29 protein-coding genes and 1 riboswitch are annotated in these 25,402 nt (G+C 70.8%); of the genes, 9 read left to right on the forward strand and 20 right to left on the reverse strand.

Annotated elements, in window-relative coordinates; genetic code table 11:
• Positions 1-30: 30 nt before the first annotated feature.
• From ADY59_RS18845 to ADY59_RS18860, 4 genes are read right to left on the reverse strand one after another with little or no spacing between them, the layout of a single operon-like run.
• On the reverse strand, positions 31-804 hold the full coding sequence (locus tag ADY59_RS18845) for an ABC transporter ATP-binding protein (RefSeq protein ID WP_049563850.1): 774 nt from the start codon (positions 802-804) through the stop codon (positions 31-33).
• Positions 801-1,775, reverse strand: coding sequence for a FecCD family ABC transporter permease (locus ADY59_RS18850; protein WP_049563897.1), 975 nt, complete (start codon positions 1,773-1,775; stop codon positions 801-803). Before ADY59_RS18850 ends, ADY59_RS18845 begins: the two co-directional genes overlap by 4 nt.
• Positions 1,772-2,779, reverse strand: a complete 1,008-nt coding sequence (locus ADY59_RS18855; protein WP_197093729.1) for a FecCD family ABC transporter permease — start codon at positions 2,777-2,779, stop codon at positions 1,772-1,774. Before ADY59_RS18855 ends, ADY59_RS18850 begins: the two co-directional genes overlap by 4 nt.
• On the reverse strand, positions 2,776-3,795 hold the full coding sequence (locus ADY59_RS18860) for an ABC transporter substrate-binding protein (RefSeq protein WP_053174891.1): 1,020 nt from the start codon (positions 3,793-3,795) through the stop codon (positions 2,776-2,778). The genes ADY59_RS18855 and ADY59_RS18860 overlap by 4 nt, the downstream gene beginning before the upstream one ends.
• Before the next feature lie 115 nt (positions 3,796-3,910).
• Between ADY59_RS18860 and ADY59_RS18865 the strand changes: the two genes are divergently transcribed.
• The gene (locus ADY59_RS18865) at positions 3,911-5,539 is read left to right on the forward strand and encodes an ABC transporter ATP-binding protein/permease (protein ID WP_053174894.1); all 1,629 of its coding nucleotides are present in this window, start codon (positions 3,911-3,913) and stop codon (positions 5,537-5,539) included.
• Positions 5,536-7,194 carry an ABC transporter ATP-binding protein gene (locus tag ADY59_RS18870; RefSeq protein WP_049563852.1) on the forward strand — a complete coding sequence of 553 codons (1,659 nt, stop codon included), beginning with the start codon at positions 5,536-5,538 and terminating at the stop codon, positions 7,192-7,194. Before ADY59_RS18865 ends, ADY59_RS18870 begins: the two co-directional genes overlap by 4 nt.
• 50 nt (positions 7,195-7,244) lie before the next feature.
• Here ADY59_RS18870 and ADY59_RS53405 read toward each other — a convergent pair whose 3' ends face one another.
• Both ADY59_RS53405 and ADY59_RS18875 read right to left on the reverse strand, forming a co-directional pair.
• The gene (locus ADY59_RS53405; RefSeq protein ID WP_269433617.1) at positions 7,245-7,379 is read right to left on the reverse strand and encodes a hypothetical protein; all 135 of its coding nucleotides are present in this window, start codon (positions 7,377-7,379) and stop codon (positions 7,245-7,247) included.
• Positions 7,380-7,398: 19 nt separating this feature from the next.
• On the reverse strand, positions 7,399-7,836 hold the full coding sequence (locus ADY59_RS18875; protein ID WP_049563854.1) for a hypothetical protein: 438 nt from the start codon (positions 7,834-7,836) through the stop codon (positions 7,399-7,401).
• A 167-nt stretch (positions 7,837-8,003) separates the two neighbouring features.
• On the opposite strand from ADY59_RS18875, the gene ADY59_RS18880 reads away from it, so the two are divergent.
• Positions 8,004-8,291 (forward strand): metal-sensitive transcriptional regulator, encoded by a 288-nt coding sequence (locus tag ADY59_RS18880; RefSeq protein ID WP_049563902.1) that lies wholly within the window; start codon positions 8,004-8,006, stop codon positions 8,289-8,291.
• Positions 8,292-8,315: 24 nt separating this feature from the next.
• On the opposite strand, the gene ADY59_RS18885 is transcribed toward ADY59_RS18880, so the two are convergent.
• Positions 8,316-9,197 (reverse strand): D-alanyl-D-alanine carboxypeptidase family protein, encoded by an 882-nt coding sequence (locus ADY59_RS18885; RefSeq protein ID WP_231618773.1) that lies wholly within the window; start codon positions 9,195-9,197, stop codon positions 8,316-8,318.
• A gap of 11 nt (positions 9,198-9,208) precedes the next feature.
• A riboswitch (cyclic di-AMP (ydaO/yuaA leader) is annotated at positions 9,209-9,351 on the reverse strand.
• A 205-nt stretch (positions 9,352-9,556) separates the two neighbouring features.
• On the opposite strand from ADY59_RS18885, the gene ADY59_RS18890 reads away from it, so the two are divergent.
• Complete coding sequence (locus tag ADY59_RS18890) at positions 9,557-10,084, forward strand: carboxymuconolactone decarboxylase family protein (RefSeq protein ID WP_049563858.1); 528 nt, start codon at positions 9,557-9,559, stop codon at positions 10,082-10,084.
• Between the two features lie 12 nt (positions 10,085-10,096).
• Here the strand turns inward: ADY59_RS18890 and ADY59_RS50100 are convergent, their stop codons facing one another.
• From ADY59_RS50100 to ADY59_RS52615, 6 genes are all read right to left on the reverse strand, one after another.
• Positions 10,097-10,249, reverse strand: coding sequence for a hypothetical protein (locus tag ADY59_RS50100; RefSeq protein WP_156325587.1), 153 nt, complete (start codon positions 10,247-10,249; stop codon positions 10,097-10,099).
• Between the two features lie 388 nt (positions 10,250-10,637).
• Positions 10,638-11,072 carry a GNAT family N-acetyltransferase gene (locus ADY59_RS18895; RefSeq protein ID WP_049563860.1) on the reverse strand — a complete coding sequence of 145 codons (435 nt, stop codon included), beginning with the start codon at positions 11,070-11,072 and terminating at the stop codon, positions 10,638-10,640.
• 257 nt (positions 11,073-11,329) lie between these two features.
• Entirely contained in the window at positions 11,330-11,845 is a 516-nt protein-coding gene (locus ADY59_RS18900; RefSeq protein WP_063780705.1) for a hypothetical protein, read from the reverse strand.
• Positions 11,835-12,263: a MarR family winged helix-turn-helix transcriptional regulator gene (locus ADY59_RS18905; protein ID WP_049563861.1), complete on the reverse strand. Its 429-nt coding sequence runs from the start codon at positions 12,261-12,263 to the stop codon at positions 11,835-11,837. Before ADY59_RS18905 ends, ADY59_RS18900 begins: the two co-directional genes overlap by 11 nt.
• 36 nt (positions 12,264-12,299) lie before the next feature.
• Positions 12,300-12,593, reverse strand: a complete 294-nt coding sequence (locus ADY59_RS18910; RefSeq protein WP_049563863.1) for a hypothetical protein — start codon at positions 12,591-12,593, stop codon at positions 12,300-12,302.
• 4 nt (positions 12,594-12,597) lie between these two features.
• Positions 12,598-14,451, reverse strand: a complete 1,854-nt coding sequence (locus tag ADY59_RS52615) for an extracellular catalytic domain type 1 short-chain-length polyhydroxyalkanoate depolymerase (RefSeq protein WP_082310214.1) — start codon at positions 14,449-14,451, stop codon at positions 12,598-12,600.
• A gap of 245 nt (positions 14,452-14,696) precedes the next feature.
• Between ADY59_RS52615 and ADY59_RS18920 the strand changes: the two genes are divergently transcribed.
• Positions 14,697-15,167 carry a MarR family winged helix-turn-helix transcriptional regulator gene (locus ADY59_RS18920; RefSeq protein ID WP_231618774.1) on the forward strand — a complete coding sequence of 157 codons (471 nt, stop codon included), beginning with the start codon at positions 14,697-14,699 and terminating at the stop codon, positions 15,165-15,167.
• Positions 15,168-15,551: 384 nt separating this feature from the next.
• Here the strand turns inward: ADY59_RS18920 and ADY59_RS18925 are convergent, their stop codons facing one another.
• Complete coding sequence (locus ADY59_RS18925) at positions 15,552-16,034, reverse strand: hypothetical protein (protein WP_156325588.1); 483 nt, start codon at positions 16,032-16,034, stop codon at positions 15,552-15,554.
• Between the two features lie 350 nt (positions 16,035-16,384).
• On the opposite strand from ADY59_RS18925, the gene ADY59_RS18930 reads away from it, so the two are divergent.
• A complete protein-coding gene (locus ADY59_RS18930; RefSeq protein WP_049563866.1) occupies positions 16,385-16,885 on the forward strand; it encodes a hypothetical protein in 501 nt (166 codons plus the stop codon).
• 135 nt (positions 16,886-17,020) lie between these two features.
• Here the strand turns inward: ADY59_RS18930 and ADY59_RS18935 are convergent, their stop codons facing one another.
• The 4 genes from ADY59_RS18935 to ADY59_RS18955 all read right to left on the reverse strand — a co-directional run bounded on the left by ADY59_RS18935 (position 17,021) and on the right by ADY59_RS18955 (position 21,359).
• Positions 17,021-18,550, reverse strand: a complete 1,530-nt coding sequence (locus ADY59_RS18935; protein ID WP_197093730.1) for an OmpA family protein — start codon at positions 18,548-18,550, stop codon at positions 17,021-17,023.
• Positions 18,551-18,669: 119 nt separating this feature from the next.
• Positions 18,670-19,233 carry a DUF4328 domain-containing protein gene (locus ADY59_RS18945; protein ID WP_049563869.1) on the reverse strand — a complete coding sequence of 188 codons (564 nt, stop codon included), beginning with the start codon at positions 19,231-19,233 and terminating at the stop codon, positions 18,670-18,672.
• A gap of 299 nt (positions 19,234-19,532) precedes the next feature.
• Positions 19,533-20,741, reverse strand: coding sequence for an MFS transporter (locus tag ADY59_RS18950; RefSeq protein ID WP_053174897.1), 1,209 nt, complete (start codon positions 20,739-20,741; stop codon positions 19,533-19,535).
• Between the two features lie 213 nt (positions 20,742-20,954).
• The gene (locus ADY59_RS18955) at positions 20,955-21,359 is read right to left on the reverse strand and encodes a hypothetical protein (RefSeq protein WP_197093731.1); all 405 of its coding nucleotides are present in this window, start codon (positions 21,357-21,359) and stop codon (positions 20,955-20,957) included.
• A 32-nt stretch (positions 21,360-21,391) separates the two neighbouring features.
• Here ADY59_RS18955 and ADY59_RS18960 point away from each other — a divergent pair, with 32 nt between their 5' ends.
• Complete coding sequence (locus tag ADY59_RS18960; protein WP_197093732.1) at positions 21,392-21,880, forward strand: MarR family winged helix-turn-helix transcriptional regulator; 489 nt, start codon at positions 21,392-21,394, stop codon at positions 21,878-21,880.
• Positions 21,881-21,953: 73 nt separating this feature from the next.
• A complete protein-coding gene (locus tag ADY59_RS18965; RefSeq protein ID WP_331459491.1) occupies positions 21,954-22,598 on the forward strand; it encodes a response regulator transcription factor in 645 nt (214 codons plus the stop codon).
• Positions 22,599-22,636: 38 nt separating this feature from the next.
• Here ADY59_RS18965 and ADY59_RS18970 read toward each other — a convergent pair whose 3' ends face one another.
• Positions 22,637-23,428, reverse strand: coding sequence for a hypothetical protein (locus tag ADY59_RS18970; RefSeq protein WP_197093733.1), 792 nt, complete (start codon positions 23,426-23,428; stop codon positions 22,637-22,639).
• Positions 23,429-23,600: 172 nt separating this feature from the next.
• On the reverse strand, positions 23,601-24,779 hold the full coding sequence (locus tag ADY59_RS47575) for a sensor histidine kinase (RefSeq protein ID WP_197093734.1): 1,179 nt from the start codon (positions 24,777-24,779) through the stop codon (positions 23,601-23,603).
• A 172-nt stretch (positions 24,780-24,951) separates the two neighbouring features.
• Here ADY59_RS47575 and ADY59_RS50105 point away from each other — a divergent pair.
• Positions 24,952-25,402 (forward strand): hypothetical protein (locus ADY59_RS50105; RefSeq protein WP_156325590.1); only part of this gene is annotated, 451 nt, incomplete at its 3' end.

The following is a 25,402-nucleotide window of genomic DNA, read 5'->3' on the forward strand; positions in this document are numbered from 1 at the left end:
CCCGGTGGTCAGTGAGTTCACGAGCGGCGGCTACAGGGCGGCGTCGAGCAGGCAGCGGGGCGACCCGTGCAGTTCGTCCGTCACCACCCGTCCGGCCACGCCGAACACGTCAGCCAGGAGTTCCGGCGTGATCACGTGCTTCGGCTCGCCGTCAGCCCAGACCCGTCCCTCATGGAGGGCGACGATGCGTTCGGCGAAGCGGGCCGCGTGGTCCAGCTCGTGCAGGACGGTCACGACGGTGAGGCCGCGGATCTCGCGCAGGGTGCGCACCAGGTCGAGGACCTCCAGCTGATGGCGGATGTCCAGGTGCGCGGTCGGCTCGTCCAGGAGCAGGATGCCGGTGTTCTGGGCCACGGCGAGCGCCAGCCGGACGCGCTGGCGCTCGCCGCCGGACAGCGTGTCGAGGACGCGGTCGGCGAGATGGGCGACTCCGGCCAGCTCCAGCGCCTCGTCCATGGAGTCCGACTCCCGCAGCAGGCCGAACGGCCCCTGATGGGGATATCGGCCCTGGCGGACGAGCTGGCGTACGGTCAGCGCGGGGACAGGCGGCAGGCTCTGGTGCAGGACCGCCAGCCGCTGCGCCACCTGCCGGCGCGACAGCGACTTCAGGTCCGCCCCGCTGAGCAGGATCTTGCCGGACGACGGTTCGAGCAGGCCGGCGATCAGGCGTAGCAGCGTGCTCTTGCCGCAGCCGTTGACGCCGACCAAGGCCAGGAACTCGCCGGGTTCGACGGTGAGGTCGATGCCGGTCAGGACGGGCCGGGTGGCGTACGAGAAGTGCAGGTCCTCGACCTTGACGCTCATTGTGACCTTCCCAGTCGGATGAGGACGGCGGCGCCGGCCAGCGCGGTGATCACGCCCGTCGGGATGCCGAGCCGGTGCGTGCCGTCGAGGAGCTGCCCGGCGAGCTGGGCGAGGCTGTCGGCGCCCGCGAGCGCGATGGCGCCGACGACGGCGACGGTGCGGACGCGGCCGCCCAGTCTGCGGGCGACGTGCGGAGCGGCCAGGCCGACGAAGGCGATCGCCCCCGCCAGGCTGGCCGCGCCGGCGGTCAGCGCGATCGCCAGGGTCAGCGCGATGGCCCGGCCGAGGCCAGGGTGCAGGCCGAGCGAGGCGGCATGGTCGTCGCTGGGCGACAGGACGGCCAGCATGCCCGAGCAGGCCCACGCCACGGCGATGCCGCCGGCTATCCACCAGGAGGCGAAGGCCAGGTGCTCCCACACCCGTCCCTCCACTGAGCCGATCAGCCAGCGCAGCGCGTTGCCGAACCTGCTCGGCTGGTAGGCCAGCAGCATCGTGGTCAGCCCGGCCAGCAGCGCGCTGCCGAGCAGGCCGTGCACCACCAGGCCGGCCGGGTCACGGCCGGCCGACAGCAGCCAGGTGAGCCCGCCGCCCAGCGCGCCCCCGGCGAGGGCGGCGAGCAGTGCCCCCGCCGCGGAGTCGGCGGGGAACAGGCCGAGGGTGAGCCCGCCGAGGATGCCGAGCACCGCGCCGGGGTTCACGCCGGAGAACTCGGGCGCGGCCAGCGAGTTGCGCAGGGTGGCCTGCAGCACGTACCCGGCGACGCCCAGGGCGGCGCCGGTGAGCAGGGCGGTGAGCAGCCTCGGCACGCCCAGCTCCCACACGATCTTCTCTGCCTGGCCGTCCGCGGCGCCGTCGAGCAGCCCGGTGATCGCGCCGAGCGGCTGGCCGGAGACGAGCAGGTGTGCGGCCGCGACCGCCAGGAGCAGGGTCACCGCCGCGACAGCCCGCGCCGGGCTCGTCGTGGACGTCATGAGGCCGCCCGCCTGCGCAGCAGGGCGGCCCCCGCCAGCACGCCGGCCGGCGCCGTCCACGCCCCGAGAGGCGTCTCCACCGGATCGAAGGCCAGCCGGGCGGCCAGGTCGGCCGTCAAGGTGACCAGCGCCCCGAGCGCGGCCGACCATGGAAGCCAGCCCCGGGCTCCCGCGTCCGGGCGCAACCGCCTGGCCAGCACCGGCGCCAGGAAACCCACCCACGCGATCGGGCCGCACGGGCCCGTCACGGCGCCGATCAGCAGCGTGGACACCCCGAGCACCCCGAGGCGGGCGAGGTTCACCCGGCTGCCGAGCGAGGCGGCCGCGTCGTCACCGAGGCGCAGCAGGCCGAGCGCGGGAACGCAGAGCACGACGAGGGGAAGCGCGACGGCGAACCACGGCAGCGTCTCCGAGGCCTGCTCCCACATCAGGCCGGACAGGCTGCCGACGAGATAGCGGAAGAGCATGTCGTACTGAAGGCGGTCGGCGGTGGCCATCACCGCCAGCAGCAGCGCCTGGATGCCGGTCGAGACGGCGGCGCCGATCAGCAGGACGCCCCCGGCGCTGCGGCCCGACCGGGTGGCGGCGATCGTGACGAGCCCGCCGAGCGCGGCGCCGAGCAGGCCCGCCAGCGGGTACAGCGAGGGCGGCACGGGCAGCGTCCAGATCACGCACACGCTCACCGCCAGTGCGGCCCCGGTGGAGACTCCGAGCATCTCGGGCACGGCCAGCGGATTCCTGAGCGACTCCTGCAGCAGGAGCCCGGCCGTGCCGATCGCCGCCCCGCCGGCCAGGCCGATCAGCACGCGGGGCACGCGCAGCTCCCAGACCACGAGGTGCGCGATCGACTCCGGTGACATCCCGAGGAGGTCCTGCGGAGCCACGAACGGCGTGCCGAGACAGAGGCCGGCCAGTGCCACGACGGTGAGGCAGAGCCCGGCCGCCCAGGGCGCGAGCGGGCGTCCGGCGGTGATCGCCGGACGCCCGCCGAGCGCAGCGCTCACCCCGGGGCCTTGGCGAGCGCCTCGTCGAGGATGATGCCGAACGCCCTGGTGCCCCGGCCGGACGCCCACAGCTCGGTCGGCACCTCGAACACCTTTCCGGCCGATACGGCGGGAACGCGCTTCCACACCGGGTTGTCCTTGTAGTGGTCGCTGACCTTGGTGCCGAAGGACTGGATGAAGATGATGTGAGGGGCCTTGGCCAGGATCTCCTCGATGCTGTAAGCCTGCGCGGTCTCGAAGCCGCCGCCCTTGCTGGGCCAGGGGTAGGCGAAGAACTGCGACATGAAGTGGCCCAGTACGTCCTCGGTGGTGTTGACGCCCACGGAGGTGCCTCCGTACATCGCCAGGACCGGCGTCCTGTCCAGCCCCGCCGCCCTGGACCGGGCCGCCCCGTCGGCGAGCTTGGCGCGGAACCGGCTCTCGGCCTCGGCCTGCTGTTGCCCGCGGTCGGTGAGCTGGGCGAGCGCGCGCAGGTAGCCGATGGAGTCGTCGTACGACTTCACCTGGACCACCCACAGCGGCGCGAACTTCTCCACGGCGGTCCTGAGCTGGTCGTGCACCCCGGCGAGGCCGATCACCAGGTCGGGCTTCGCCTCGGCGATCTTGGCGACGTCCTCGCCGCCGAAACTGCCGGGGATGACCGGGATGTCGGCGCCCTTCGCGCCCAGGTAGTCGGAGCGGGAGAGCAGGCCGGGCGTGGTCGTGGCCACCGGGGTCAGGCCCAGCTCGACGAGGGCGTCGTCGCACAGCCCGGTCAGGCAGACCACGCGCTCGGGCTTCTTCTTCAGCATGAACGTCCTGCCGTGAGGGTCGGTGACGGTCAGGGCCGCGCTGACCGGGGAGACCGGGGCGGCGGTCGTGGTGGCGGCCGGTGGAGGTGCCGTGGCCGTGGTACCGGCTTGGGGGGCGCTCTGACCACAGGACGCCACCAGGACGAGCGGGATCAGGGCGACGAGGCATCGGCGCAGCGCAGGCCGGGCGCGGCGGCCGCCGATGGAGAAAGCGCCGCGGCGCATGGAGCCTCCAGTAGTGAAAATCATTGTCGAATCTAGACGATGAAAATAGTTATCATTTACCCTCGCTTCGCATCAAGTCAGCACATCGTGCGTCAGGGATTCGGAAGGACAGCGCGTGATCGTTCATCGCCGGCTGCTGCAACTGGCCGGCAGCGTGAGGGGGCCGATCGTGGCCTGCGTGGCCCTTGGCCTGCTGGTCAGCGCCGCGTATGTGACCCAGGCGGTCCTGCTCACCGCGGCTCTGGCGGCCCTGATACGCGGTGACGCCCCGGCCGCGGTACACCTGCTGGCCTGGGTCTTCGCGCTGATCGCAGTGCGGGCGGCGCTCCTGTGGGCCAGGGAGGCGGTGACCGTGTGGGCGGGCGGGCTGATCAAAGCCAGGTTGCGCGACCGGCTGATCGTCCACCTGGGCCGACTGGGCCCCGCCCACCTGTCCGGCACCCGCACGGGGAATGTGCAGACCACACTGGTGGATGGCGTGGAAGGGCTCGACCCGTACTTCAGCCGCTACCTTCCGCAGGTCGTGGTCACCTTCTGCGTGCCGGTGGCGCTGGTCGGCTGGCTGTTCACGGTCAACGCGGCAGCAGCCGCCGTCCTGGCCGCCGCCGTAGCCGGTGTCCTGATCATCCCCAGGTTCTGGGACGCGACCCTGCTGCGGCGGGGACGTGGCCGGTGGGCCGCGTTCGCCGCGCTGGCCTCGGACTACCTGGAGGCGATGCAGGGCATGGCGACGCTGCGGGCCTTCGGCGCGGTCGGCGCCCTGGGGACGCGACTGGCCGGGCGGGCCCACGACCTTTACCTGACCACGATGCGTCAGCTCAGGATCTCCCTGGTCGAGACCGGGATCAGCGCGTTCTTCGTGCAGGCGGGCACCGCCGCGGCCGTCCTCGCCGCGACGACCTCGGGCAGCGCGTGGGAGGTGTTCGCGGTCCTGGTGATCGCCGTTGAATGCTTCCGCCCCGTGAAGAACCTCTCCGACGCCTGGCATGCCGGATATCTCGGGATAACGGCGGTCGACGGCATCGAAGTCCTGCTGGCGGCGTCCCCTGCCGTCGAGGACCGGGGAACGCGGCACGACTTCCCCGCGCCACCCGCCATCACGTTCGAGGGCGTCACCTTCGCCTATCCGGGCTCCGAACGGCCCGCCGTCCGCGGCGTCAGCTTCACCGTCGAGCCGGGCCGCACCGTGGCCCTGGTCGGTCCGTCGGGCGCGGGCAAGAGCACGCTGGCAGCTCTCCTGCAGCGCCACCACGCCCCCGACGAGGGGCGGATCAGCATCGGCGGCGTCGACGTACGCGACCTCACCCTCGACGCCCTGCGCGGCGGCGTCGCGATCGTCGCGCAGGACACCTACCTCTTCCACGGCACCGTGGCCGAGAACCTGCGCCTGGCCAGACCCGACGCCACGGACGAGGAACTGATCGCCGCCGCCCGCCCGGCCGCCGCCCACGACTTCATCACCGAGCTGCCCGACGGCTACGACACGCCGCTGGGGGAGCGCGGCGCGACACTTTCGGGCGGGCAGCGGCAGCGCCTGGCCATCGCGCGGGCGCTGCTGGCCGACGCCCCCGTCCTGGTGCTCGACGAGGCCACCTCGCACGTGGACCCGCGCACCGAGCAGGCCCTGTCCGAGGTGCGGCGAGGCCGTACCTGCCTGATGATCGCGCACCGTCCCGACACCATCCGGCAGGCCGACCACGTGGTGACCCTGGAGAACGGAACCATCCTGGAGACCGTGGCATGAACCCGTCCATCCGCTGGCTCGCGGGCGCCGTCGGCGCGCACCGCCGGGCCTTCGTCTCCACCCTGGCCGCGAACCTGCTCGGCCAGGCCGCCGCGCTCGGCGCGGCCGTGACCGGCGCCTGGCTGGCCGGCCGGGCGATCGCCGGCCACGCCGCGCCCCTCGACCTGGCCGGCGCCGTGCTCGGTGTGCTGGTCGTGGTGGCCACGCTGGCCGCCTGGTGGGAGACCTACGTCGCGCACGACCTGGCGTACCTGGTGCTGGCCAGGCTCAGAGGGCAGGTGTACGACGCGGTCGCCAGGATCACTCCGGCCCGCCTGCTGGGCCGCCGCAGCGGCGACCTGTCGGCGGCCGCGCTGTCGGACATCGAGACCCTGGAATGGCTGTTCGCGCACACCCTGGCACAGCTCATCACGGCGGGCACCGTGCTGACGGCCGGGAGCGTGGCCGCGGCGATGATCGACCCCCTGTTGCTGACCGTCTCGCTCCCGCTGGCCGCATGTGTGCTGGCCGTGCCGCTGTGGCTGCGGAAGGCGTCGCGGCGGCACGGTGATGAACTGCGGGCCGCCACCGCCGAACTGACCGCCGACGTGGTCGACACCGTCCAGGGCATGCGCGAGCTCACCGCCTTCCGCGCACTCGGACGCCGCCGGGACCTGCTCGCGCGCAAGACCCGCAGGCTGGCCCGCGCCCAGGCGGCGAACGCCGCCCGCGGCGGGCTGGAGGCGGCCCTCACCGACCTGCTCCTCGCCGTGGCCGCGGCAGGGACCCTGCTCCTGGTCGTCACGGTCATCCGGACCCCTGCCGACGCCCCCGTGGCCATGGTGCTGGCCGCCAGCTCGCTGGGCCCGGCGGCCCAGGTGGCGCTGCTGCTCAAGGAGTACGGCACACTGCGCGCCGCCGCCGACCGGGTGCACACGCTGGTCACCGCGCCCGCCAACGTGCCCCCGCCGCGAGAGCCCCGCGAGGTGGCAGCCCAGCCGGACGTGGTCTTCGAGGATGTACGTTTCCGCTACACCCCGGACGGGCCCGAAGTGCTGCGCGGGGTGTCCTTCCGCATTCCGTACGGCAGGACCGTCGCCCTGGTCGGCGCCTCTGGAGCGGGCAAGTCCACCTGCGTGTCACTGCTGCTGCGCCACTGGGATCCGGACGACGGGCGCGTCCTGGTGGGCGGCGTGCCACTGCCGGACATCGCCGAGCTGCACCGGCACGTCACCGTGGTGCCACAGGACGTACACCTGTTCGCCGGCACGATCGGCCAGAACGTGCGACTTGGCGCGCCCGGCGCTGACGTGGCCGGCGCACTGCGTACCGCCCAGCTCACCATCGACCCGGAGCTACCCGTCGGGGAACGAGGCGTCACCCTCTCCGGCGGCCAGCGCGCCAGAGTGGCAGTCGCCCGGGCGCTGGCCACGCGGGCGCCGGTGCTCGTCCTGGACGAGGCGGTGGCCAACCTCGATCCCGACAACGAGGCCCGCCTCACCGAGGAGCTCCAGCGAGCCGCCGCGGGCCGGGCCACGCTGGTCATCGCGCACCGGCTGTCCACCATCCGGCAAGCGGACCACATCGTGTTGCTGGAGGAGGGCCGCGTCGCGGCCGAAGGCACCTACGACCAGCTCGGCGAGAGGTTGTCACATCTGTTCGCAGCGCGACCGTGAAATCGCACCCGATGAGGACAAGCCAGGCGTGGGGGCGATCACTTCGTGCATCACGCGTCTCCGCTGCCGACGAGGTACCTGCCGAGTTCGGCGGGGCCGGTGCGCACGGGCTCGAGGCCGTGCCGGGCTAGTTCCGCCGTGAGCTGTCGTTCGTCGAGGACCCACCAGTCGTAACTCGCGGTCACCTCGCCGACGACCCGCCGGTCATGGGCGCATGCCCGCCCCGACGAGGGAGGTGGCGTCCAACTCGGCCATCTTCCGCTCGTCGAGAAGCTGGGCGAGGGTCGTGCGCACCCGTTCGACGACGGGCTCCTCCAGACCGGCGAGCATGCCGCGAAAGCCGCTGCCCAGCGCCACCTGCCAGGCGAGCGCGGCGTCCAGGGGGAGGCGCAGAGGCGCGCGGGTCACCTTCACCTCTGTCAGCCCGCGGGCGATCAGCCAGGCGGCCAGTCGCTCCTCCGAGTCGAGCCGGGATGCCGCCTGCTTGCTGGAGGGCGGAGGCGCCGGGGCCTCGCGCACCCGTGCGACCGCCTCGGCCAGCAGCCGGCCGAAGCCCTCCACCGCCCCCTGCGCCCACGCGGTGACGACCAGCTTCCCACCGGGCCGGAGCAGGCCGGTCAGGCGGGCGACGGAGGCGTCCATGTCCGGCAAGAAGAAGACGCCGTGGACGCATTTTCGCAGCCCGTGTGTAAACCCCGGCGCCGCTCGGCGTTCGTCCTCTGCCTGAGGGGACCGCCGCGATGATGGTCGAAGGCCGCGCCCCTAGGCTGGTGACCGGTTCCCGGGATGCCCGGACAGGCGTGGAGGAGATGCCCGTGGCGGGCTACAGCGACAGCAAACAGGGGCATCAGCGACGGCTGCGCCGGATCGAGGGGCAGGTGCGCGGCCTGCAGCGGATGATCGACGAGGACAAGTACTGCATCGACATCCTCACCCAGGTGTCGGCGGCCACCAGTGCCCTGCAGTCGTTCGCCCTGTCCCTCCTGGAGGAGCACCTGGCCCACTGCGTCGCCGAAGCGACGCGCAAGGGTGGTCCCGAGGCCGAGGCCAAGGTCAAAGAAGCCTCCGAGGCCGTTGCTCGGCTCGTCCGTTCCTGACCCCGGACCGTCGCGGCTCACCCGCTACCGGGCAGCCGCCCAGTCCAGCAGGGCCTGCGCGGTGTCGAACCGGGAGCCGGAGTCGGTCGCGCCGAGGATCACGCCGACCAGGCGGTCGCCGTCGCGCTCCGCCCCGAAGGCGAGCGTGTAGCCCGCGGCCCGGGTGTAGCCGGTCTTCACGCCGAGGGCTCCGGGGTCGGCGAGCAGGCGGTTGGTGTTCTTCCAGGCGTACGAGCCGTGCTCCGGCGTCGCCTCGACGGAGTGGTAGCGGGTCGAGGTGACCTTCTTGAGGGTCTCGTTGTTCAGCACGGCCTTCGCCAGCACTGCCTGGTCACGGGCGGTGGAGTAGCCGCCGCCCTGGTACGGCATGCCGTCAGCGTTGACGTATCGGGTGTCGTTCATGCCGAGCTGACGTGCGGTGGCGTTCATCTCGGCGACGAACTTCGGCACGCTCGGACCGTAGGCGCGGGCGAGCGTGTGCGCGGCGTCCGCGCCGGAGGGGAGCATCAGCCCGTACAGCAGGTCCTCGACGGTGAGGGTGTCGCCGGCACGCAGACCGGCCACCGATGCCCCGCCCTGGCCGGCGTACTCCACGTCCTCGGCGGTGATCTTGACCGTGTCGGTCGGCTTGGCCTGCTTGAGCACGGTGTAGGCGGTCATCGCCTTGGTGATGCTGGCGACCGGCCTGCGTGAGTCGGCTCCCTTGCTGAAGTGCACCTCGCCGCTCTCCGCGTCCATCAGGTACGCGGCTGGGCTGAGCACGGTGGGAGCGTGGACGGGATGCTGGGTCTGGGAAGCGGTGGCGGGCGAGGTGGCGGCCTGGGCGGTACCGGCACCGACGGTCATGCCGCCGGCGGTGACGGCGAGTCCGAGCAGGGCATGGCTGAGTCGATGGGTGAGGCGCATGAAGGGATTGCTCCTAGCTTCCATACCGCCTACCGGGTTAGCTGACGGGTTCGGGCGTGGAAGTGCCCTACGGCGCTGGGTTCGGCGCCGATTCACCCCGAGAAGAGAGTGGGTCCCCGGCTCCGCGTGATGGCGGATTAGGCGGCCGCGCGAAGGCGCGGTCCGGGCAAAGGATGACAACGACCGCATGAGGCAGGCCGCTACCGTAGCCCGCTAACCTAGCAAATCGGTATAAAACGGTCAAATCTTCCCCTTTGGGGTGCTCGGGCATGTCGGTGGCCGTCTGTCTCTGGCGTCGTGGTGGCCGGCTCTTATACGGTAGGGGGGTATAGTACATTTACCGATCCTCGGAGGACCTCATGCGACGCCTTGCCGAACTGGAACCCGCCGAAGCGCCTGGAAAGTCGCGCGAGCTGCTGGAGGACATAGTCAGCCGCAGGGGTGGTGTCGGCCCCATGGTCGCCACCATGGCCCATTCGCCCGCCCTGTTGCAGGGTTACCTGGAGCTGTCGCGGGCGATGAAACGGGCGAAGCTGCCCAGGGCGCTGAGCGAGAAGATCTCGCTGGCCGTGCAGGAATGGATCGGCTGCGCGTACTGCCTGGAAGCGCACGCTGAGGGGGCCCGTGAGGCGGGGGTGAGCGAGAGCGACATCGCGCTCGCGCGCCAGGGTACCTCGGCCGACGCCCGCGAGGCAGCCCTGATCGCGATGGCCGTCCGCATTCTGGCCGAGCCGTCGTCGATCACCGATGAGGACGTTGCGGAACTGCGTACCCACGGCTGGAGTGACCGGGTCATCGCGGAACTGCCCGGGCTCGTCGCGCTCAACCAGCTCACGGGGACGTTCAACCTCGTTGCGGGACTTGAGCCGGCGGCACAGGAGGCGTAGGCCGTTCGGCCCTCAGACAGGGATCGGGCCGACGCGTTCCGCGGGCATCGACCGGATGGCGGAGCGGCTGGTGAAGTCCACGTGACCGCAGTCCGGCGCACAGCCGATCAGGGCCAGGGGCACCCGCGCCGCGCCGCGTTCCAGCAGGTCTGCCGCAGACGTCATGGAAGAGGTCGGCTACGAGCTGGTCGCCGGCTGACCCCCGCTTGGCCGAGGTCGAGCGTCCACCCGCTTGTTCCGGCGGTTCGATTCCCGGCGCGTGAACATGACCGGGTCCTGGGGCGGCGCCGCTCGCTCGATGGGGGCGACCATCTCGTCGAAGCGCATCCCATGGCCCTCTCCCCGACGCTGACCCCGAAGGCGCCCCGGCCGGGCTCGGAGGCCGGACGTACCCGGCCCCAGAGCTGGGCCGTGCTCGGCGAGGATCGCCTGACCGGCCCCTTCGCCGGCGGGCAGGTAGATGTGGGCCGGCGCGATCAAGGCGAGCGGCCGGGCTGTCGTCCAGGGCCGTTGGCCTGTTGATCGCACTGGCCCAGTGGAACCGCGCGGGGGGTTACCTCGGCTGCCAGCGGCCGATCTTCTTGGAGAGGAGGGTGGCGCCGATGCGCGTGTAGAACCGCTGCGCCGCCTCGTTGGCCTCGGCGACCTCCCAGCGGATCACCTTGCCGTCGGCGGCCTCGGCCGCCGCGCGCATCAGTTGCTCTCCCACTCCGTGGCCGCGTTCGGTGGCGGCGACATAGAGGTCGTCCAGATGGAGATAGTTCTCGCCGGACCAGAAGCTGATCCGCTCCAGCCAGGAGACGTAGCCGACGGGCTGGCCGTCCCGTTCGGCGATCAGGTAGGTGATCTCCGGGCGGGCCAGCATCTGCCGCAGGTCAGGGACGCTTACGGTGATGCCCCATGCCTGGTCCTGGTGTTCGGCCAGCTCGCAGATGAGGGCGTGCACGGTGGCGGCGTCCGCGGAGGTGGCGCGGCGAATCGAGATCATCGGAGTCCTTTCACGATGGGTTGCAGGTAGGGGTCCGGCGACGGCGGTGCCGTGGCGGCGATGCTGCCGACCTGGGGGAGCATCGGGTAGCCGAGCACCTGCGCGGCCGGCCCGAGCCGCTCCTTCGAGTCGGCGAGCTGACCGAATGATCGGCGACGTACGATACCCCCGTTACGTATCGACGCGATTGAACCCTACCCGGGCTAGGTATCTCGGGTACATGGATGTTGAGCGGAAAACGGCGCGTCCGAGCTGGGTTATCCGTGTTCGGCGTGCCGCCCGTGGTCGGTGACCTGGGCGTCGAACCAGGCGTGCAGTGCCTTGATCAGGAGCGGGTCGGAGGTGGTGTAGGTGACCTGGGAGCCCGCGGTGATCGGCGTGTCGCGGATGTCGATCCGGCTGTGTCCTTGTTCAAGTTCGCGCAGGCCCGGCATCTCGGTGCCGTGGATGGAAGCAGGGTCGCCGTAGTCGCCTTGCCTGAAGTTGGCGGCTTCCATGGCGAGGTGCTCGCGGACGAGCTTGACCTGCTGTGCGTCGGCCGGGTCGTCCGCGGTGACGGTTTGCACGCCGCCGGTGGCGGTCTTGGTGAAGCGGTGGGTGGTGCGCTCAAGGTCGAACGGCATCACCTGCTGGCCCTTGTCCGCGATCTCCGCCTGCCGCTCGGCCAGGGCGGGTTGCCCGTTCCGGCCGATGAGAGCGTAGCCGCCGACAGCGGCGGCGACGACCGCGAGCGCGGCGATGACCAGCAGGACACGTCGATTCTCAATCTTCATCCATCGCCTCCGTGAGGAGCTCAAGGGCGCGCAGCACGTTGGCGTGTTCGCCGGCGGGGACCCGGTCCAGCACCGCCGCGAAGCGTGCCGCCCTGGCCGCGGCCAGCCGCGCCGCGGCGTGGGTGCCCGCGGGGGTGAGCTGGACCAGCACACCGCGCCCGTCGTCCGGGGCCTGGGCACGTTCGGCCCAGCCGCGGTTGATGAGCTGGGTGACCAGGCGGCTGGTGCTGCTCTTTTCCAGGCGGAGCCGCTGCGCCAGATCGCACTGCCGCAGCGCGCCGTCCCTGGCCAGCTCGCCCAGCGCGTGGGCCTCCGACACCGGGATGGGCTGGCCGCAAGGCGTCCGGTCGGGCCGGTGCAGACCGAAGGCTCGCACAAAGCCCGCCACCGCCTCCTGGAGCTCGCGTTCATCCGCCATGGTTCGACCCTACAACCATCTTGTTGCACGATACAACTAAGCGCCCATGCGGAATCCTGGTCGGAACAGACCCGAACCCTGGCCCACCTCGTCCCTGCCCGTCGCGTGCCGATGCATGGACACCGCGCCGAGCGCTTCGGCGTCGGCGATCGTGATGGCGGTCCGCAGGACGTGCTTGCGGTTCAGCGAGCCCTTGGGGACGCCGGTCTGCCGCGCCGCCGACAGCACAGCCGGACCGGGCGACCGCTCCTCTCGGCTCGCCCGGCCGCTGTCCGCCGTACGGGCGCCGACCTTCGCCTCGACCGGCCCTTCGTCACGCAGGGCCGCCACGAGGTCAGGCGCAGGTGTAGCCGGACGGCAGGGCGGTGTCGCCGTTGGGCCTGCTCGCTTGGAAGCCGAAGCTGGTGGTGCCGGCTCCCGGCGCGAGCGTGCCGTTGTGGCTGACGCTTCTGACCGTGACGCTCTGGCCGCTGGTGGTGATGGTGGCGTTCCACGAGCCGGTCAGGGTGTGCCCGGCCGGCAGGGTAAAGGTGACGGTCCAGCTGGTGATCGTCGAGGTGCTGGTGTTGGTGATGGTCAGCGGCTGGATCACATACCCGTTCCCCCACTGGGACTGCACGGTCGGAATGGCCGAGCAGGCACCGGTCGTACCTCCCTGAGTGGTGATCTGGACGGTGTTGGAGACCGGCGAGGCGTTACCGGCGGCATCCCGCGCCCGGACCTGGTAGCGGTAGGTGGTGTCCGGGGACAGGCCCGTGTCGGTGAACGAGGTCGTGGCCGAGGTGCCGACCTGGGTGAACGTGCCGCCCATCGCGCCGGGAGCGCGCAGGATCTCATAGCCGGTCACACCGGTGTCGTCAGTGGAGGCCGTCCAGGTCAGGCTGGTGCCGGTTGTGGTGGTGCCCGAGGCGGTGAGCCCGGCCGGGGCGGTCGGCGGCATGGTGTCGCCTCCGGTGGCGGCCGTGGTGAAGGTGGCCGGCGCGGAGTTGCCCGACAGGTTGCCCGCGCCGTCACGCGCCCGTACGTACACCTGGTATTGGGTGCTGGCACTCAGCCCGGTCAGGGTGATCGTGGTGGTGGTGGACTGGCCGAGCTGCGGGTCGGTGGCGCCCTGCTCCCGGTAGACGTCGTAGCCGGCCAAGCCGGAGCCGCCCTGGTCGGTGGACGCGGTCCAGGTCAGCGTGGCACTGGCGGCGGTCACGTTGGACGCGACCGGCGTGCCGGGCGTGGTCGGTGGCGTGGTGTCGGCCGGACTGGTGGTCAAACCGAAGAACTCGATGGCGTAGAGGGCCATACCGCTCTGCGGAAGAGCATGCCCGGCGCCCTGGATACTGTACGCCTCCACCTGCACGGTGCCGGACGGATTGGCGTACCGGCTGCGGTTCCAGCTTGCCCGCGGGGTGTCGGTGCTGGTCGGGGTCTGGCTCAGCCCGAACACATTGGTCCACTGCTCGATCGACTCTCGCAGCAGCGAGTAGGGCACGAGGGTGTCGTTGGTGCCGTGCCACAGCTGCATGCGCGGGCGGGAGCCGGAATATCCCGGGTACGCCTGGCGGACCGCATCGCCCCACTGCTGGGGTGTACGGTCCATGCTCCCGCCGGTGCACCTGCTGCTTCCGGGCGGGTAGTCGGAGGCGCCGGCGAAGCAGTTGAAGGGCACACCCATGAAGGAGGCCCCTGCCTTGAACATGTCCGGGTAGACGGCGAGCATGTGCTGGGTCATCATGCCGCCGGACGAGCTTCCAGTGGCGTAGACCCGGTTCGGATCTCCCTGATGGTTCCGCTCGACGTAGTCGATCATCGAGCCGATCGAGACCGGATCGCTGCCGCCGCCGCGCTGCTTGGCCGCGTCCGACCAGGTGTCGAAGCAGTTGCCGAACCCTGCCGACTGGGTGGCGGTCGGGTAGATGACGATGAAGCCATATCGATCCGCCAGCGAGGCGAACTCACTGCCCTGGTAGAAGCCGGGACCGGAGCCGCCGCAGCCATGCATCGCAACCACGATCGCCGGCGAGGCCGGGCGCGAGTCCGGCACATAGACGTGCATCCGCATGTTGCCCGGGTTGTTGCCGAAGCTGGTCACCTCCACCAGGGTGGCGGCGACGGCCGGCGATCCGAGTACAACGGTCATGACGGCAAAGAGCGCCGCGGCGCAGGCACCGGCCAGCACCGTGGTCAATCGTCTCATTCGCGCTCCTCCTCTCCAGATCCGCGGCGCGCCACGGATCGGTCCGCCGCGTATTGACGTCGGTCGCTGGAAAATAAAAGGGCCACGATCTGCCGTCAATGCACGCCTGGTGCGCATGCCCGGCAGCTCACCTGGCAATGAGCCGTTTCCCCTGGTTATCAAGTAACTTGTTATCAAGGACCTTGATAAGGGAATGAGAAACTTACATCGGAGCCCGTCCTGACGGGGCGCGATATCGTCTCCTGGTGACCGATCCGGGTGTCCCCGCGGCCGCTGCGCCGGACGCACCGCCGCCCCGTGTGAGCTACCTGGTGTTCCGGCTGGAACGCCGCATCCGCGCCTGCCTGGATGAAGCGCTCGCCCGGCACGGCATGACGACCACCGGATACATGGCGCTCAGCGAGCTGCGCCTGCGCGACGCCCCATCCTCGGCCGATCTGGCCCGCATCGCCTTCGTCACTCCGCAGGCGATGAACCTGGTCATCCGCGATCTCGAACAACGCGGCCTGATCCGCCGCGATCCGCATCCCTGCGGCGGCCGTGCTCTGCGCACCCGCCTTACCCCGAAAGGCTTGAGCACCCTCCGGCGATGCGACCGCTCCCTCGACAGCATCGAAGCCGTCATGCTCGCCGAGATCGGCGACCCGGACCGCACGACACTCACGGAAGCGCTCACGCTGTGCGCCCGAGCCCTCCACCCGGACACACGCCCCTGACCTCGGTCCTTCGGATGAGGCAAGCAGGATGGCGCGGGCCGAGCGGCCTGCTTCCTGAACGGTACTGCGGAATCGCGCGCCCAGCCGCGGGCGCGGTGAAAGCACGGTGCCTCAGCGCGGCGTATCACCAGGCGTTGATGGCGAAGTCTGATCGCAAAGGCGGAAGAGTCCACGCGGCGCAGGTAGTTCTGCACGATCTCGGTGAAGACGCGTTGGTTGTTGCGGACGACGAACCAGTTCGCGGGCCGAGCCGCCCGACGTGCTCGGCGTAGTCGTGGAGGACGCCTGCGGTGCCTTGCCTTCCCTTCTCGGTCTTGGTCGTGGTGCGGTCGAGCGGGTCGTAGGCAGTGCGCAGGGCAGCCAACGGCTGTGTTTCGGTCTCCGTCAGGGCTGGAGGTCGGTGAACGTGAGGATGGTCGGGCCCGTGCTGCCGGCGTAGCCCGGCGCGAGGCAGTCCAGGAGCGGCGTGATGGGGTTGGCGATGGTGACTCCCTCGGAGGTCACGGTGTCGCCGGCGAACTTGCCCGCGGTGACGGTACCGATAACGGCGAAGGCCGTCTGGCCCGCGACCAGGTTGAGCGTGACGGTGTAGCTGATCGTCGAAGACTCGCCGGTGTTCCAGGTCACCGTCTCCGTCGCGGGCATGGAGCCGGACAGACAGCCCAGGCTCCCCTGCCCGGAGATCGTCGACGTGCCCGAGGAGATGTCCGGGTCGCTCGACACGCAGGTCGGGTAGTTTCCGGTGCCCGTCATGGTCACAGCCTGCTGGGTCAGGCGCAGCTTCGGAGAGAAGGCGAGGGTGTTGGTACCGTCGATCGAGCAGAGGACGTCTTGGCCGATCGCGTGAGCCGGTCCGGCGTGCACCATGCTCAGCGGGCTGAGCAGCGCGAGGATGGTTCCGCAGACCGCAGTCCTGACAGAGGCGACTCTGGTGAGCATACGGGCGTCCCTTTCGCAGTGAGGCGAAGCACTCGAAGGCACTGGAGGGATCGGGGTTGTTACAAGTTCCCCCGACTTAGGACAGTAGATATTACTTAGCGTGTCCGCAAGGTACGAATTTGCAACCTTCACGGTCATGGCGAGGAACCGATGATGAAGCTGTCATGTCTTCATAGCCGCAGTGTTGCGCTCGGTGAACGACGTCCGGCCAATCCCTCCCATTCGTCCCCGACAGGGAGCCTCCTGTGACCTTTCGTCCACCTCGGCGGGCCCGAGGCGTGCGCGTCCTGATCGCCGTCGCCGCCGCCCTCAGCGTGGTCGTTCCGGCCGCAGGTCCCGCCCATGCGGCCGCACCCGCGCAGTGCCAGGGCACCGAGACCGTCACGTACAGCCCGGGAGTCACCTTCACCCCGCGCAACATCGAGATCACGGTGAGCGGGCAGTTCAACTCCTGTATCGATGGCGCGGGTCAGGTGACGAGCGGGACGTACGGGGAGCAGTTCACGATCTTCGCCGGTTGCAATGACCTCTTGGGTGGATTCGAGGGCCAGCGGGCCGTCCAATGGAATACCGGTGACAGCAGCGTCATCGAAGGCACCGGCAGCAGCAGCGCCGTGGCCGGTCAGGTCATCACCACGTTCACCGGCACTGTCGTTCAAGGCCGCTTCCAGGGCGCCTCCGCAGTACAGACCGTCACGCTCGTTCAGCCGGGGGTGCTGCAGTGCCTCACCACCGGGTTCACCAGCGCAACCGGGCTGACGACGCTCACCATCACCTGAGCCGGCCGGGCCCACGGGGCGGCGGCCCGAGCGCGGTGCGCGATCCCGGCAAGATCGTGGCCGACCGCCGCACGGCGGCCGTCCCGCACGCTCTCACGGCCCATGTTCACCGCTGCGCCACCCAGCCCCGGGGGCTCACTGTACGGGCACCTCCAGCTCATCGAAAGCGGCGACCTTGACCCGCATCGTGGCGGCGGCCGGGGGCAGCTCGAACAGGGCCCAGAGGTCCCGAGCCTGCCGCGGACCGAACCTGGAGCTGAACAGCCGTACCCCCGAGGTGTCGGTGCACGCGCAGTAGAGGTCGACGTCGCCGCCGTCGGGCACCTGCAGCCGGCCGGGCCGGTAGAGCCGTCCCCGCTCGGCGTCGGTGAGGACGATGTTCTGCGCGGCCCGGCGGTTGAAGGACATCCAGTCCTGCGCCTGGTGCAGTTCCTGGATGGACACCTCCTCGGTGCCCTCGTTGCCGATCCGGTAGGTCAGCAGGCCGAGCCCGTCGGGCAGCCGCCGCAACCCGGTCACCCGCAGGGAGATGGGCTGCCCGCCGGCTCTGGCGGTGCCGGACAGCCCCGTGGCGTCCGGCGAGACTGTGGGGGCCGGGGTCGCGGCCGGCGTCGGCTGGGCGGGCTCCGGCCGGGCGAACGTCACCGTGACGCGGCGGTTGCGCCGCTTGCCCTCCTCGGTGCTGTTGCTGTAGAGCGGCTTGCGTGACCCGTACCCCTCGACCTCGAAGGAGACCTCGTCCCGCGTGATGAGGCCGGTCAGCGCCTCGCGTACGGCCTGGGCTCGCCTGCGCGACAGCGGGTCGTTGATGGCGTCGTTGCCCGAGGAGTCTGCGTGGCCCTCCACCCGTACCGTCGGGCCGGTGGAGGCGTCGATCCGCTCGGCGGTTCGCGCCAGCACCGCGCGGGCCCGGCTCGTCAGGGTCGCCTTGTTGACCGCGAACAGCACGTCCGACGACAGGTTGACGTGCAGGCGCTCACCGTCGTCGGCGGACTCCTCGGACTTGTCCAGCGATTCCGACGGTGTGACGATCCGGCGGACGACGGTGCTGACAGGCTGCGCGCCGGGGGAAGGGATGTTCATGCCCGGGGCGGGGACCGGCGGCTCGTCGCTGATCGGCACGCCCGGCATCGGCGGTGCCGCCGGGGTGACCACCGTGGCGGTGGCCGGCTCGCCGGCCGGGGCGGGCGTGACCGCGTACAACGTCACCGACTCGCCGGGATCGAGGGTGCGGCTCAGGCCGTCCCGTGACGTGTCGCTGCACAGGCAGGGCGAGTCCTCCGGCTGGTAGGGCAGAATCCACGACCGCTCACGGGTGTCCAGTACGCCGATGCCGGACGCCCACCGTCGCGCTCCCAGCGGACGCGTGCCGTCGCCCAGCTCGCCGGGCCAGGAGATCCGGCCTCGCGTCGCGGTGTTGGACAGCCTGACCTGGACGACCAGGTGCTCGCCCTGCACCCGGTTCAGCCCCACCACTTCGACCTTGAGAGCGGGCGTGAGCGTGCTGCGCGTCTCGGCGAGCGCGGTCCGGCCGGGGGTGACGGACGGCGTGGACGTAGCCGTCGCGGGCGCGGGCGCGCTGGTGGTGGCCGTGGGAGGGGGTGAGGGAGGGGTGGGCGACGGTGCCGCGTCGGGGACCGTTCCGCACGCGGACACCAAGGACACGACAGCCAGGGATGATGTGATCCGCTTTTTCATTCGAGTATTCACCTGCCGCTTGACCTGCATGGATGTGATCATCGGCAGGCGCAATGTCACAGCGACGGCCGTTGACTCGCTGAATCTCATCGTGGAGTCCGGTGGCGGTGCTGGGCCTTGGTGATCCGGTGGATGACGCCGATCGCCAGGGCGGCCGCCACCCAGTACAGCAGGATGCCCAGCACGTCGAAGGAAGCCGAGTCCATCAGGCTCTCCAGGTCGTGCTCGTCGGCGCTGACCAGCAGTCGCCTTGCCCCGTACGTCACCAGGACGGCCGTCAGCCAGGCCGCCCACCAGAGGTTGATCAGGAGCTTCGGCGGCCGGGCCGGGTGGGTGGCGCGTGCGGAGGCGTACCAGATGTCATCCACGATCCGTTTGGGGAACCAGAGCGCGATGACCGGAATCACCCAGCCCAGGAACAGCCACGGCCTGATGAGCCGGTGGCCGGTGGGGGCGAGGATCTCCGCGTTCTTCCTGACCCGGAAGAGCCAGATCAGGAAGGTCACCATGGCCGTGAGGGAGATGAGCGTGTCCAGGACGCCCGTCACGGCGAGCATACGGTTGAGCCCCTCGATCTCCGTGCCGGACACGGAGTCGCGGTCCGTGATGAGACGGTCCACGGTGTCGACGTAGGAGAAGGTGACGAGCATCGTGAAGATTCCTATGAGGGCATGGCAGCCCAGGGCGAGCGTGGCGAGGAGCGCGACCCCGCGAACCGGACGCAGTCGGGGCGGGGGCGGCGGGTATCCCCAGGGCGCGTTCCCCTGGGGCGCGGGTCCCTGCCAGGGGTGTCCCTGAGGGGCATGACCCGGAGGAGGTGCGTTCCACGAGCGTGGAGGTCCGTGGGGCGCCCGCCCATGGGGCTGAGGCTCAGGAGGAAGAGGGGGCATGGCTGGAGACTTTCTGCAACAAGGGAGCGAGTGTCGGCCGGCGAGGGTTGCGAGCCTGGTCAGCCCGCTCGCGCGCCGCTCTCGCGGGCGATCGGCCGCCAGGCGACGGCGATCGGCACCGCCGCGAGCACGCCGCCCACTCCGGCGATGGCGATGGCAGCGGCCGGATCCGTGAGTTCGGCCAGCAGGCCGCCCGCCGCGATCCCGAGCCCCTGGGCGGCGACGAGCCCTGACCCGGCCAGCCCGACCGCCTGGCCGCGACGGTGGTCCGGCACCGCCCGGACGAACTCGGCGTTGGCCGTGACCTGGTAGGCGGAGAACACCCCGATCAGTGTCCAGAGCAAGACGGACCCGGCCACCCCCGGATCGAAGGCGGCGAACACCAGGGGCACGCTGGTCAGCACGGACAGCGGCCCCAGCAGGGTCAGCCGCGCGCGCGGAGGCACGTACCTTGCGAAGACCGTCACGCCGGCGAGCGTCCCGAGCGGGACCGCCGCCATGAGCATCCCCGCCACCTCGCTCCCGGCCCCCAGCCCGTCGGCGTACGGCACGGCCAGCGCCTGCGGCATCACGTAGAACCCGGCCAGCCAGGCGGCGGCGACCAGCAGCCGGAGCCGGGGGTCCCCGGCGATGAGCCGCGCGGCGGCCAGGAGCGCGTGCGGCGCGGTCTCCGTGGGCTTGGGAGCCGGCCTGGCCGCCAGCCCCCACCGCACGATGATCCCGGCCACCAGAAAGGTGCCGGCGTCGATCAGCAGGGCGAAGGAGGGCTCGACGAACGCGACCGCGAGCCCGCCCGCCGTGAACCCCAGGATCCGGGTGAGCTGGGAGGCCATCTGCAGCGCCGACAGCGCGGTGACGTACCGGTCGTCGTCGAACACCTGCGGCAACACGGCGCTGTACGACGCCCTGACCGGAGCCTCCAGCAGGTGCACGGCGAACAGCAGGGCGCAGAGCAGCCAGAACGGGATCGCCGGCACGGCCATCAACGCGACGAGACCGGCCCTGGCCACGTCGCAGTGGAACATCAGCTCGCGGCGCGGCAGGCGGTCGGCGAGCCCGCCGAGCAACGGCCCGCCGGCCAGCGCCGGCACGAACGTCAGGGCGTACGTGACGGCGGTGATCGCCGCCGAGGAGGTCCGCTCGTACGCGATCACCGCGACGGCCACGCGGGCGAGCTGGTCGCCGAGGTCCGACAGGAGCGTCGCCGACCAGAGAGCTCGGTATTCGCGGGAGGAGAAGACCTGGCGAAAGGTTACAGCCTGTGACACCGGATGGGACTCCAGAAAGGGAGAGGCGGCCCGCCAGGAGCGGACCGCCGGTACGAGATCGCTTAGTGCCAGCTGAAGCCGCGCTTGGCCATGTCCTTCACCTCCTACGGAGATCGTCTTCATGGACATCGTTCCGACCGGGTGTGGCCGTCTCCAGAGGGTTAACCCTGATCTGAACCCATTCGAGGGGATCAAGGCCCGCCGCTCAGAAGGTCAGGCGGACACGGGTGCGCGGCGCTGCGCGACCGTGGAGGCGACGGCTGCGAGCAGCCAGATCACCGGCCCGGACAACCCGCCCGCCAGGTCGACGTGGGCCGGTCCGACCATCAGGGCCAGGAACGCCGCGTCGACGACGCCGAGCGGGACGAGGTTGAGCCAGTGGCCGCGCCGGCTGTTGCGCCGGTTCATCGTGAGGGCGATGACGATGGCCTGGACCCCGAAGACGGCGGCGCACACGAAGAACATCAGGCTCTCCGCTGCGGCCTCGTCCGCCGGGGGCCCGCTCGACACACCCGTCGCGATCATGGCCGTGCCCAGCCCCACGTGCAGCAATCCCCACAGGGAGTACAGCGCTGCGGTGAGGGCCGGCCAGATCCCGTAAGCGGTAAGATATTTCACGCCGTAAAAAGTACACGCTGAAAAGGAAAATGATGGCCAAACCCACAGGACCGGACGAGAGCAGTGGCGAGGACGCGGCGGCGGCCCTGAACGTGATCCGGGAGCTCCACGCCACCCATGGCGCCCTGCTGGAGGCGGTGGCAGGCCGGTACGGCCTCAACCACAACGACCTGCGCTGCCTGGAGATCCTGCAGCGCAGAGGCGAGCTGCCCGCGCAACGCCTCGCCGCACTGAGCAACCTCAGCCCGGCGGCCATCACCAAGGTCGTCGACCGGCTGGTGACGGCGGGTTACGCCGTGCGGCGGCAGAGCACCACTGATCGCCGGTCCCAGGTCGTTCACCTCTCGGAAGGTCATGCGGAGCTACGAGCCGCCACCTGGGACCAGGTCCATGCGGATGCCGTCGCCGTACTGGACGACGTCCCCCCGGCCGAGCTGCGGCGCTTCGTCGGCCTGCTCGGCCGGTTGGCCGAGGTGAACAGGGCGCACGCGCTGCGGCTGACGGCCGCTTCCGGCACTTAAGCCCCTGTCGGCAGGCGTCTAATAGGCTTGAGCATGATCAACAGCTCATGAAAGGCCGGTAGGCATGCGGGTGATGGTGGCCGATGACTCTCTGCTGTTTCGTGAGGGGCTGGCACGGCTCCTCACCGAGCGCGGGTTTCAGGTCACGGGCCAGGCCGGTGACGCCGGATGGCTGGCCACGCTCGTACGCCAGGATCCGCCTGACGTGGTCGTGGTCGACGTCCGCATGCCGCCCACGTACACGGCCGAGGGTCTCAGCGTGGCTCGGGAGTTGCGCGGCGCCTATCCCGGTCTGGGCGTGCTCATCCTGTCGCAGTACGTCGAGACGCACTACGCGGGCCAGCTCTTCCAAGAGGCCGGGGCCGGCGGCGGAGGCGCGGGATACCTGCTCAAGGACCGGGTCAACCGGCTGGACGACCTGGAGAACGCCGTTCGGAACGTCGGCGCCGGCGGTCTGGTCCTCGATCCGTCGGTCGTCGACCGGCTGCTGCGGCGCCGACGTACGCGAAATCCCCTAGACGAGCTGACCGATCGGGAGCGCCGGGTGCTCGGCCTGATGGCGGAGGGGCGGACGAACGCGGCCATCGCCAGGACCATGAGCGTCACCGTCAAGACGGTCGAGGCGCATGTGCGCAACATCTTCGATCGGCTCCACCTGGCGCACACAGAGGACGACAACCGCAGGGTCCTAGCCGTCCTGGCGTACCTGCAGCGCTGAATCTCCCTCTTCCTGCCGGGCGGCCTGATCCCGCCGGCTCATTGCCCGCCCTCCGTCCCTGCCGCAAGCGGCGTCCTGGCGGTGGGCAGGAGGACCTGTCCCGTGACGAACTCGGTCCACAGGCCGAAGCGGAGATCGCCACCCGTCCTCGCGGTGGTCTCGGCGAAGCCGACGGTACGGCCGTGGTGCCGGCGGGTGGCGCCGAACGAGAGTTGGAAACGAGTGGTTCCCACCCGCTCCTGCGGCGGGACGGACGTGGGCGGCACGATCTCGTCCAGCGCCCACCGGTAGTCCTTCCGGTACGGGGACGCGACGCGCTCCAGGGTCTGCTCAAGGATCACGCCTGAGGCGGGCATCACCACCAGCACTCCTGGTGAGCGCCCGATCCGCGTGTTGAAGGCGTGCACCTCCTGCGGCTCGCCGCTCGGGAACTCTCCGCGGCCGCCGCCGATCCGCGACCCGGCCGGGCACGCCGCCACCCCCTTCTGCTCGATCACGGTACGGGCGCAGGTGGGAAACGCCTCGGGGTTGAAGCTCACCGAGCGGTCGAACAGGAACACGAACCGCCTCGCTGCGGCCGGGACGTCACCCGTCTCGGCCCGGCTGCGCCGGTCGAAGGCGATCGTCACGCTCCGTCCGGCGCCGCGAGTGGCCGTCACCGACAGCGTGTCGATGTTCCGCGTGGCCTCGACGTCCGGCTCGTACGGCCGCTGCGGCCCTCCCGGAGCAGGGTCCGGCGGGACGGCGACGCCGACGGCTCCGGCGGCCGGAGCGAGCATGCTCAGTGAGGCGAACGCGGCGACTGCGGTCACGACGGTCTTCATCTTCATGGAACCCTCCAATGCGGAACGGTGACAGCCGGTCACGCGTGCGCGCCGGACTAGAGGGCCGGCTGCTTCCCCCTCGCCCGCCTGCGGGCCCGGCAAGGCCATGCTCGCGGCCGTGCGGGGCAGCTGCCAGAGGGTTAACCCTGCGGCTCGCGCCGTGGGCACGGCTCCGCCGTCACGGCTGGTCGGCGATGGGCAGGCTCGCCGTCACACAGGTGCCCCCGTCGGCGGGACTGTGCACGTGCAGGTGGCCGCCGATCGCCGCGGCCCGGTCGGCGAGTCCGCGCAGCCCGCTGCCCGACGGGTCCGCGTTCCCGGCACCGTCGTCGCTCACGGCCACGGACAGCCGGTCGCCCTCGTCACGGAGCCGGACGACGACCTGCGAGGCCCGGGCGTGCTTGGCGGCGTTGGTCACGGCCTCGGAGACCAGGAAATAGGCCGTCTCCTCGACGCGGAGGTGCAACCGGCGCGCGGGCACCTCCGCCAGAACCACGGGCAGGACCGCGCGTTCGGCCAGCGACTGCACCGCAGGCCCCAGTCCCACGCCCGCCAGGGCCGCCGGATAGACGCCGTGGGCCAGCTCGCGCAGTTCGCCGAGGGCCGCGTCCAGCTCCCTGGCCGCCCGGTCCAGCGCCGCCCCGGCCTCCGGCGCCCCGGCCACGCGGGTGCGGGCCAGGCTGAGCGACATGCCGACGTTCATCAGGCGCTGTTGCGCGCCATCGTGCAGGTCGCGCTCGATGCTGCGACGCCCGGCGTCCATGGCCTCCACCGCCTTCCCCCTGGCGTCCCTGACCTCGCCGTACAGGTGCTCACACTCCGTGAGCAGCCCGCGTACGCGCGTGTTGCCGGCGCAAATCACCCGCGCCAGCACCTCGATCGGCCAGGTCACCAGCGCCACCAGCAGCAGCCCGAGACCGGGCACGGGCAGGAAGACCTCCATCGCCGTCACCCCTCCGGCCAGCCAGCCGAGCAGGGTGAGCAGCAACCCCGCCACCGTGAAGAAGAAGCCGGGCCACGAGACGACGACCGCGTAGGCGAAGAGCACCAGCAACACTCCGGGTGCCAGCTCGCCGATCCCGGCCAGGACAGGGTGGTCAAGATAGCGGAACCCGGGCAGGAACCAGGCGAACCCGATCCCGGTGGTCCGCCGCCCGAGGGCGCTGACGTGCCGCTGCGACCAGACGATCAAGCCCATCACGATGTAAACCCACGCCGCCCATAAAGGCCCGGATGCCCCCGCCAGATCCCACAGCGGCGCCGCGTGCGGGTCGTCCAGCCAGCCGGTGCCGGCGATGTAGCCGATGCTGGCGACCACGGCGAGCATCACGATACCGCCCCTAGCCCAGAGCCCCACGAATTCTCCTTCACCAAAATCACGCCGATCGGCCCCTCCCATGACACCAACCAGCACCGCAAAAGGGGGTAAAAGCCGTCATCCGGTCGGGCGAGATCTAGGGATAACCCCATGGTGGACGTCTTGACGGGCCGAGACGATGTCTCCTTCAACACGCATGAAGTGAGAGGCGATGAGGAGCTTCCCGATGGCAAGGCATGTCGCGGCACGGGCCGGAGCCCCGGCTCTCATCATCGCGCTGGCGGCCTGCGGCATGACGGGCGGGCCCAGCGGCGGCGGGGAGCGTCAGGACGGCGCGCGGGTGGCGAACCATACGGAGGATTCCGCACCGGTATCAGGTCAGTCCACACCACCTGAGACGACGGCGACGACCACCAGCACCACTGCGACCACGCCGGCCGCATCGCCCTCGGCTCCTGCCCCGATCGCCTCCCAGCGATTCAAGCTCGGCGGACGTGACATGACCGTGGCCATCACCCAGCTCCAGCGCGAGGGCAAGATGACCACGCTGAACCTCACGATCACCAACGAGGACGGGCCTTCCTGGCGCATCAGCAATGACCTGGGCAAAGGGCCGACCGACTACACGGTCGGCGGCCTGTCTCTGGTGGACGCGGGCAACG

This window comes from Nonomuraea sp. SBT364 (assembly GCF_001083785.1).
GTDB lineage: Bacteria > Actinomycetota > Actinomycetes > Streptosporangiales > Streptosporangiaceae > Nonomuraea.

Excerpts from the sequence above, each read along its gene's own strand:
- ADY59_RS52615 (WP_082310214.1), bottom strand. The coding sequence starts at position 14,451 with ATGAGACGATTGACCACGGTGCTGGCCGGTGCCTGCGCCGCGGCGCTC.
- ADY59_RS50100 (WP_156325587.1), bottom strand. The coding sequence starts at position 10,249 with ATGACGTCTGCGGCAGACCTGCTGGAACGCGGCGCGGCGCGGGTGCCC.
- ADY59_RS18970 (WP_197093733.1), bottom strand. The coding sequence starts at position 23,428 with ATGAAGATGAAGACCGTCGTGACCGCAGTCGCCGCGTTCGCCTCACTG.
- ADY59_RS18875 (WP_049563854.1), bottom strand. The coding sequence starts at position 7,836 with ATGGACGCCTCCGTCGCCCGCCTGACCGGCCTGCTCCGGCCCGGTGGG.
- ADY59_RS18960 (WP_197093732.1), top strand. The coding sequence starts at position 21,392 with ATGGCCAAACCCACAGGACCGGACGAGAGCAGTGGCGAGGACGCGGCG.
- ADY59_RS18905 (WP_049563861.1), bottom strand. The coding sequence starts at position 12,263 with ATGGCGGATGAACGCGAGCTCCAGGAGGCGGTGGCGGGCTTTGTGCGA.
- ADY59_RS18945 (WP_049563869.1), bottom strand. The coding sequence starts at position 19,233 with ATGCTCGTCACCTTCTCCTACGTCGACACCGTGGACCGTCTCATCACG.
- ADY59_RS18925 (WP_156325588.1), bottom strand. The coding sequence starts at position 16,034 with ATGGTGCACGCCGGACCGGCTCACGCGATCGGCCAAGACGTCCTCTGC.
- ADY59_RS18895 (WP_049563860.1), bottom strand. The coding sequence starts at position 11,072 with ATGATCTCGATTCGCCGCGCCACCTCCGCGGACGCCGCCACCGTGCAC.
- ADY59_RS18870 (WP_049563852.1), top strand. The coding sequence starts at position 5,536 with ATGAACCCGTCCATCCGCTGGCTCGCGGGCGCCGTCGGCGCGCACCGC.
- ADY59_RS18880 (WP_049563902.1), top strand. The coding sequence starts at position 8,004 with ATGCCCGTGGCGGGCTACAGCGACAGCAAACAGGGGCATCAGCGACGG.
- ADY59_RS18885 (WP_231618773.1), bottom strand. The coding sequence starts at position 9,197 with ATGCGCCTCACCCATCGACTCAGCCATGCCCTGCTCGGACTCGCCGTC.
- ADY59_RS18900 (WP_063780705.1), bottom strand. The coding sequence starts at position 11,845 with ATGAAGATTGAGAATCGACGTGTCCTGCTGGTCATCGCCGCGCTCGCG.
- ADY59_RS18850 (WP_049563897.1), bottom strand. The coding sequence starts at position 1,775 with ATGACGTCCACGACGAGCCCGGCGCGGGCTGTCGCGGCGGTGACCCTG.
- ADY59_RS18860 (WP_053174891.1), bottom strand. The coding sequence starts at position 3,795 with ATGCGCCGCGGCGCTTTCTCCATCGGCGGCCGCCGCGCCCGGCCTGCG.
- ADY59_RS18890 (WP_049563858.1), top strand. The coding sequence starts at position 9,557 with ATGCGACGCCTTGCCGAACTGGAACCCGCCGAAGCGCCTGGAAAGTCG.
- ADY59_RS18845 (WP_049563850.1), bottom strand. The coding sequence starts at position 804 with ATGAGCGTCAAGGTCGAGGACCTGCACTTCTCGTACGCCACCCGGCCC.
- ADY59_RS18965 (WP_331459491.1), top strand. The coding sequence starts at position 21,954 with ATGGTGGCCGATGACTCTCTGCTGTTTCGTGAGGGGCTGGCACGGCTC.